This is a genomic window from Bacillus sp. ok061, assembly GCF_900108285.1.
GTDB lineage: Bacteria > Bacillota > Bacilli > Bacillales > Bacillaceae_G > Bacillus_A > Bacillus_A thuringiensis_S.
In genome coordinates this window covers 1-6,991 of record NZ_FNUW01000069.1, presented here as the reverse complement: position 1 = coordinate 6,991, position 6,991 = coordinate 1, and the positions used below count along the sequence as shown (strand labels likewise).

The window sequence follows — 6,991 nt, the reverse complement described above, 5'->3', positions numbered from 1 at the left end:
GCTATACAAAAGATGATACGACTTGAAGTGAAACGTGCGGAGTTAAATAGGCGTATCTCTGCACAGCAGATGAGAAACACTTTTATTCTCCGTCTTATTAAGCAAGAATTAACTGAAGATGAGTTGGTAAGTAGGATGGGGTTCAAAACTAAAATATCTTTAAAAAGATATTATCAATATTTACAGTGACCTATATTAGGGGTAAGGAAACGATTCAGGGAATGAGGGGCCACTCTGGAAGTTTATCCCTCTAATTGTTTCCGTACCCAGCTGACCTAAAAAGTAAAACTAAGTTCATGTTTTTTTATAATTAGAATTGGTGAATCCGCGTTTTTCTATTTTGTAAATTGAAAAACAGGAATCCATGACGGGTTCCTGTTTTGTATAGCTACTTTTCTTTAAGAAAATTTCTCTGCATTTTTATAAAAATTTTCCGCTTCATCCCGAATTGCATTCCAATCTTCAAAGGCCAATTCTAGCTCTAAAGCAGCAATGAACTCCTCCAAATTTTCGATATCCTCAATATTATCAGCTAGTTCTTTTAAATCATAAGATATAGCACTCCATATTCTATGGACTTTTCGAATAACAGTGCACACGGACTCTTTATACTGAACCAAACTCATGACTGGAGCTACTAAATAGACAACCGTGTTTTGTGCGACAACAAAATCATTTGAGTTTTGCAGTGGTAACTGTGACATAAGATATGACCAAGTTTGTACTGTTTCTTCGTATTTTTGAATCTCTGAATAAAATTCGGAAAGGGATGTTTCCATAGATTGAGACTGTTGATAATATGTTTGTGCGTGACTAGATAGATCTTTACATATATTTATGAATTTAGATTTTGTATTGGGGGATAATTTACCAGTTTGTGCTTCCGATATTACTTGATTAAGATCATTATGATATTTAATAGAAATTAAATCCGCAAAGGCAACAATATTTTGAGCAATGATAAGTATATCTTTATGCACTCCATTGTCCCAGAACCTACATTTTTCTATAACGTTTAACTTAGTTGCAATGGCTTCTTCAACTAATCTACGAAAAGTAGAAGTTGTGATGAGTCTATCCCAATTACTTTTTACTTTTCCGTCGAGTATGAGATATATTCTTTCCTTCACTTGATCGATACTAGTCGGTGCTGAGATCCATTTGTTTAAATAATTAGCGAATGAACGCCATTCTTCTATCGTAAGGAGAAAAGGAGAATTTTTCCCTCCTAATTCTCGTGGAGAAAAGGCTAAATGGTTCATATGAACACCTCTCTAGATAATTGTTAGTTGTATTCACTCGTTTTTTTTAAAACAGATTTTATTAAATCATTTAAACTGGATTATTTTTCTTATAATTAGTAACAAGAGAACCTGCTAACTCCATTCTAATTTTTGTCACATTGGAGAGATCTGGACCATCCTGAACTTTAATTGTCCAAGTTGTGTAAGGGTTTGGAATAAAGTAATCGTAAGCAAATTCGTCCGCAATGATTCCATCAGTAATAATTGTAGCTCCTTGATAACTAAATCCTCGATTAAAGGATTCCGAATTAAATTGAAATTTTTTCTCCATATAATTATCATAATAGTGTCCTGAATTCGTAATCCGTATTTGTACTTTAGAAGTAGCGGCAATTCCATCTAACCAAATTCGCATTAATTTGAGGCGAACACGATACTCATTTTCAAAAAGGGAATTGTTTAAGTTGATTTCCCACGAAGCTTCTCTTTGTTCCTTCAATGACTCTAGAATTTTTGAATCTGTAATTTCCACTATTCTATTTTGAAAGAGTTGAGGAGGTGGATTAAATTGTTTTAAGGCCTGCATACAATCTGTTTGTATTGTTGCCACATCCACTTTTAGTTCGGATACATCTTTTAGGATATTTGGGTTTACGTCTGAGTCTCGGAGAGCCCAATATTTATAAGCGTGTTTGTAATTTTCTAATGCCACAAATAAAATTTGCTTCATGTCTATATAACGTTGATACAACTTTTGTTCCATTTCTTCATTTTCAGATTCTTGTCCCTCTAGATTTCTAATATACTCTTCTAATCTTGTAAGGTCAGCTTGATGGATATGTTTTTCAATTAATAAACGGAATAGTTCTTGACCGCAACGAATGACAGCTACTTGATTTGAAGCAAGTGTTTGTCCATATACAGCTAAAATATCTAATTCTAGTAGATATGCCCTAGCACCTTCAATTTCTTTCTTAATTGCATCGTCTAAAGCTGCAGCTGTCTTTAGCTTAAATATGTCCCAAGTTGCTTTACCAGTTAAATCTTCTTGGGGAATATCCCACTCAGTATTTTTAATTTTTTCAAATAGATCATCTGGGAATTGCATATCTCCTGATGCCTCTGATATATCTTCTGCTAATGCATATACCTTATTAATTAATTCTACAAGTTCATTTAGTTTCTCCATACTTTCTTTTAACGCTTGAGCTAATGCTGATAGTTCACCACCAGCTTCTATAATTTCCTTTAAAGCATTAATTATCCCTATTATCTCTCCGGGGACAGAAGCTCCTCCTGAAGCAATTATAGAACCCATAGATTGTGCGAAATTTAGTACAGTACTTACCATTTTGAAAGCTAATCTCAGCTGTTGTTCATATTCATATTTCTTAAGTCCATACTCAAACTCAATTCTAGATAATGTTAAGACATGTTGCTGTTTCTCAAATTGGCGTAAAGATGTCTCAATTGCATCTCGAGAATTTTTTAAATTATTTTTTGCTTGATTAATTAATGTTTCTTTAAATAATAAGGTATCTTGTTCATGCTTTAGCATGAGCAAGGCTGCATTTTTACGATCATCAATTGATAAATTTTTATCTAAGTAACGATGATATTGTGCCTCAAATTGCTGTGCAGCTCCCAAAAAAGCATTAATTTCATCTCTGTAGAGTTCTTTATCTAAAAGGGGAACAAACGTATTATCACCACGATTAGCAGTTAAAATAGCCAACAATGAAGTGCTTTGTACACACAATGAAGTTAGTCCGTCATATTGGGTAGTAAATATCTTTAACCAATTTAACTGATTGGCTGCTATATCCGGTCTGGATTCAAAAAATAGACATGCTATTTGGAAAACAGAAGTAAAAAGCTTTGGAAGTTGAGGCGTAGGTACTACGTATGTAATTTCTTCTGCAGTAAATACCCCATCCTTATCGGATAATCTTACGCCTTTATTTTTCAGTTCTATAGAATACGGAGGTGGAGAACTTTGATTATAGATTGGAGTTGCATGTAACACTCCAGAAAGTTCAACACCATATATTGTAAACTGAGCTAACTTGCTTCCATTTTTATAATCTAGTAAAATCTCTGCGGTCCCTTCTGATTGTATTTCCACTCTTCTTGCTCTAATAACTAGTTGTATATCTTGTAAAGTACAACTAAATTTGTCAGGAATTCGAACAACATCCGCAAAGATTGAAATCATTCTTGGTGCTAATTCACCGTCCTCAATAGACTTATATACTTCACCTAAGTCTACGAATAAATCTCGAATTTCGTATTTTGTTCTTGTTGCATTTAAGTAAGATTTTCCTGGAATTTGTTGATTTGTTAATAATTCCTCATACAAAGCTTTATAATCAATACTACGAGCCATCATGAATTCCTCCATTTATAAAATGAGAGACAAAAAAAAGAATGTATGGAATAAATGAAAATTTATCCTTCTTATTCTTCTTTTGTCTCTAGATTTATAGACCGAACTGTATTTATTTCATTTATTCCTATATTAGAGCAGGTTATATTATAGGTGACATTATGATTTCATACTTAAGCTGTGTATTGTTCAACAACAAACCCAACATCTGCATTAACTCGGAAGTCATCCGCTTGTTTTCCAACAGCTTCCCACTGCATAATAGCCAATTCAACTCCAAGATCAGCAAATTCTGGATCATCATGAATATCTTCCATCACAATTTTGGAAAGTTCATCAAGATCACTATGAAGAGAATTCCAAATACCGTGAATTTTCTGTATTATAGGTAGCGCAGCAGCCATTTGCTCTTGGATTTTATCCGTGCCTGTATCAGTTTTATCAAGTAAAGACATCAGATAAACATTTCTTTGAATTATTTTATCAGATTCTTCAATTTGTTGTTTTGTAGCATCAATTCGAGCTTTTAATGCTTTACCTTTTGTACTGTCGAGAATCCCTTTTAATACAAATCCAAAAATAGGACCAAGTAACAGAGATAACCATGATTGAGATTGATAGTCCTCATACTCATCCATATACTCCTCTAAGTCTTCCCGTAATCGCTCTACCGAAGCTCTAAGTTGTTTTACTTCTTCACTATGTTCACCATATTTTTTATCATATTTGTCCTTAACCACTATTAAACTCTGATAATCATTTGCCGTATCAGTTGCAAATGTTCCAATCATCGTTGCCAATGCACCGGCATGATCACGAAATTCGGCTGCTTCCCTTGCTAGCCTCTCACAAATTTTCTTAAACATTTCTAAAGCCTCAGTATCGCCATCTATAATAGCTGGTAAATAATCGAGTAATGGTTTGTAGTAAACTTTTGCTCTCCTCGCATAATTTACAATTTCATTAGCAACTCCAAGAACTTCTCTATATGTGTTATCTGTCCAGTTTTGACAGTGATTTTTAACATTTGTATAAACCGAATATAATTCATTAAAATCGGGCATCTCGTCTGAAGATGAAAGTGCTAAAACTTTACGCATTTCGGCTTCATTCACAGGTACATATGCGCCATCTCCTGTATATTTTTGAATCGTAATCCATTCCTCTTTAGAAAGTAAAAATGGGGAATCTTCTTTACCTCCAAGATCTCTTGGAGAGATATCTCGTTTTACCATTACAATACACCCTCTCAATTATATAAAATTAATTCGCATTATTGGTAATACGTCTGCTATACGTAGCAATACAATTAATATTTCGAACTTCAAACTTTATATAGTAAAATACATTGCAAGAGCAATAAGTAACTCATCACCTCTTAACTTCGTTATTTTAATACCCATTAAGTATAATTTACTAACTCCTAATCTAGAATTGAGAAATATATCTGTCGGTTTAATTCCTGGAGTGTTCCATTGAACTTTACGTACCTCATATAGATACTGTTAGAAATTACTATTTTCAGAATAGAAAATTATACGTTTAAGAATCAGTATTATTTTTATATTTGAGAGATATGTGAAGTGAACAGCTAATGCGGAGCTAATATAGAATTCCACTAAAAAAAGAATCAGATTACGACTGATTCTTTTTAATGTACTTTCATATTCTTTTATTACCTTATAAAGTGTATTCCTCTTCAGTTCTACCATTTCGAGAAACTTGACTTCACTTATTTCTCCAATTTTCCACTTAGGATGTTAGGATGGGGTGAGTATCAATTAGATTTGTTTTTTGTTCATTGGGTTCTACACCTATTTATGTATAGCGTTTTGAATGTATACTTTCGTTACGTATTTTGAGGATATTAGAGGGTTCAGCTTGAATTCAATGTTTGTGAAGAACTTAATGTAAACTAATGGGTAAAAGTTTACTTTCATTTTTATTAAAAAAGAACATGTAGAAATTACTACATGTTCTTTTTGAGTTAATGGCAATATTACAACTTATTTTTATTAGTTTGCTATTTTCATACTTTTGTAAAACTCGTTTTCACTAAATAAACATTAAAAAAGTTTACTTTCAGTTTTTGTTTAAATTTAAAAATTGTAATTTAATTCCATAGTGACCCCTCATTCCCTGAATCGTTTCCATACCCCTATTAATGTACTTTTCTTTGATTACTTCTTACTTTTCCTCATCTATCTTTTTAATTGCAGCTTCGTTCTAATTGAGTATATCTTGAAAATACTCTTCTTTATTTTCTTCTACAAAATGTATAAGTTCTTCGAATTTCATTATTATCACCTTATTTCATTAACTTTTATTACTTCTTCTAATTCGAATACGGAAAGTACCTGGATGTGTAAAAATGTCTTTAGGGCATTCCAAACCTCTCTATGGTCATCTAGCGATACCTGGAGAGTGCTTTTCCAAACATCCATCCCAACCTCGTTATATTCAGGATTTCCTTTTATAAGGCATGCTTTATGTATAGTAAACGAAACCGGATCAGCTTTTACATCTTGATATAGTGCAAGTGTAGGAACCCAATCAATTGGAGTATATAAGTGCATAAGATTCTCCAAGCATTTCTTTAGAACGCTATTGTCTCCTATGCAATGTATTTCACCGCTTATTGTATCCATTATGATTTTTTCTCTTGGATGTATCTCTCTAACGTAAAATGGTACTTGTTCTTCGTAATGTTTATATATCTTTTTAAATGCTTCTATGGCCCTTTCTATAGATGTCGCATTAATAAAACTTATTTTATGTTCCGTAGTGATTTCTAGTATGTATAGGCGCATAATTAATCATCCCCCTATATTATCAATATATTAATTGATACATTGTATCTTCTTACTTTTAATTTAAAGAAAGTACCTATTTTAATGGTACTCTCTTTAAATATATCTCCTATTTATCATTTTAGCCAAGAAGACTCCCTCCTCAAGGAACGCAAGGTAAGTAGGTGGGAGATGAATTGGCTTCGAACAAGGGATGGCAGGAAGCCATTCTTAATTGTTCGACATATAGAAAGTATTACTCCACTACCTATCGAATATACGTTTGGTATATAATAGTCATATACCGAAATGGAGGTGAACCAAATAATGATTAATAAAGCCTATAAGTTTCGTATCTATCCAAATCAAGCACAAGCAATTCTAATCAACAAAACGATTGGGTGTTCTCGTTTTGTATTCAATTATTTCCTATCCTTATGGGATCATGCATACAAAGAGACAGGAAAAGGCTTGACCTATGGTACATGCTCTGCCAAACTACCTGCCATGAAGAAAGAGCTTGTTTGGCTAAAAGAAGTGGATAGTATTGCGATTCAGTCGTCTGTTCGCAA

At 33.0% G+C, this 6,991-nt stretch carries 5 protein-coding genes and 1 pseudogene; 2 read left to right on the top strand and 4 right to left on the bottom strand.

The window, feature by feature from the left end:
• Window positions 1-189: pseudogene (locus C4S65_RS34980) on the top strand (integrase); the annotation flags it as partial.
• Between the two features lie 209 nt (window positions 190-398).
• Here C4S65_RS34980 and C4S65_RS33565 read toward each other — a convergent pair.
• The 4 genes from C4S65_RS33565 to C4S65_RS33550 form a co-directional block, all read right to left on the bottom strand.
• A complete protein-coding gene (locus C4S65_RS33565; RefSeq protein ID WP_103945921.1) occupies window positions 399-1,262 on the bottom strand; it encodes a hypothetical protein in 864 nt (287 codons plus the stop codon).
• Between the two features lie 70 nt (window positions 1,263-1,332).
• Window positions 1,333-3,630, bottom strand: a complete 2,298-nt coding sequence (locus C4S65_RS33560) for a hypothetical protein (protein ID WP_103945920.1) — start codon at window positions 3,628-3,630, stop codon at window positions 1,333-1,335.
• 173 nt (window positions 3,631-3,803) lie between these two features.
• The gene (locus C4S65_RS33555) at window positions 3,804-4,865 is read right to left on the bottom strand and encodes an alpha-xenorhabdolysin family binary toxin subunit A (RefSeq protein WP_000240777.1); all 1,062 of its coding nucleotides are present in this window, start codon (window positions 4,863-4,865) and stop codon (window positions 3,804-3,806) included.
• Between the two features lie 1,068 nt (window positions 4,866-5,933).
• Window positions 5,934-6,440, bottom strand: coding sequence for a hypothetical protein (locus C4S65_RS33550; protein ID WP_001242099.1), 507 nt, complete (start codon window positions 6,438-6,440; stop codon window positions 5,934-5,936).
• 306 nt (window positions 6,441-6,746) lie between these two features.
• On the opposite strand from C4S65_RS33550, the gene C4S65_RS33545 reads away from it, so the two are divergent.
• Window positions 6,747-6,991 (top strand): helix-turn-helix domain-containing protein (locus C4S65_RS33545; RefSeq protein WP_181032181.1); only part of this gene is annotated, 245 nt, incomplete at its 3' end.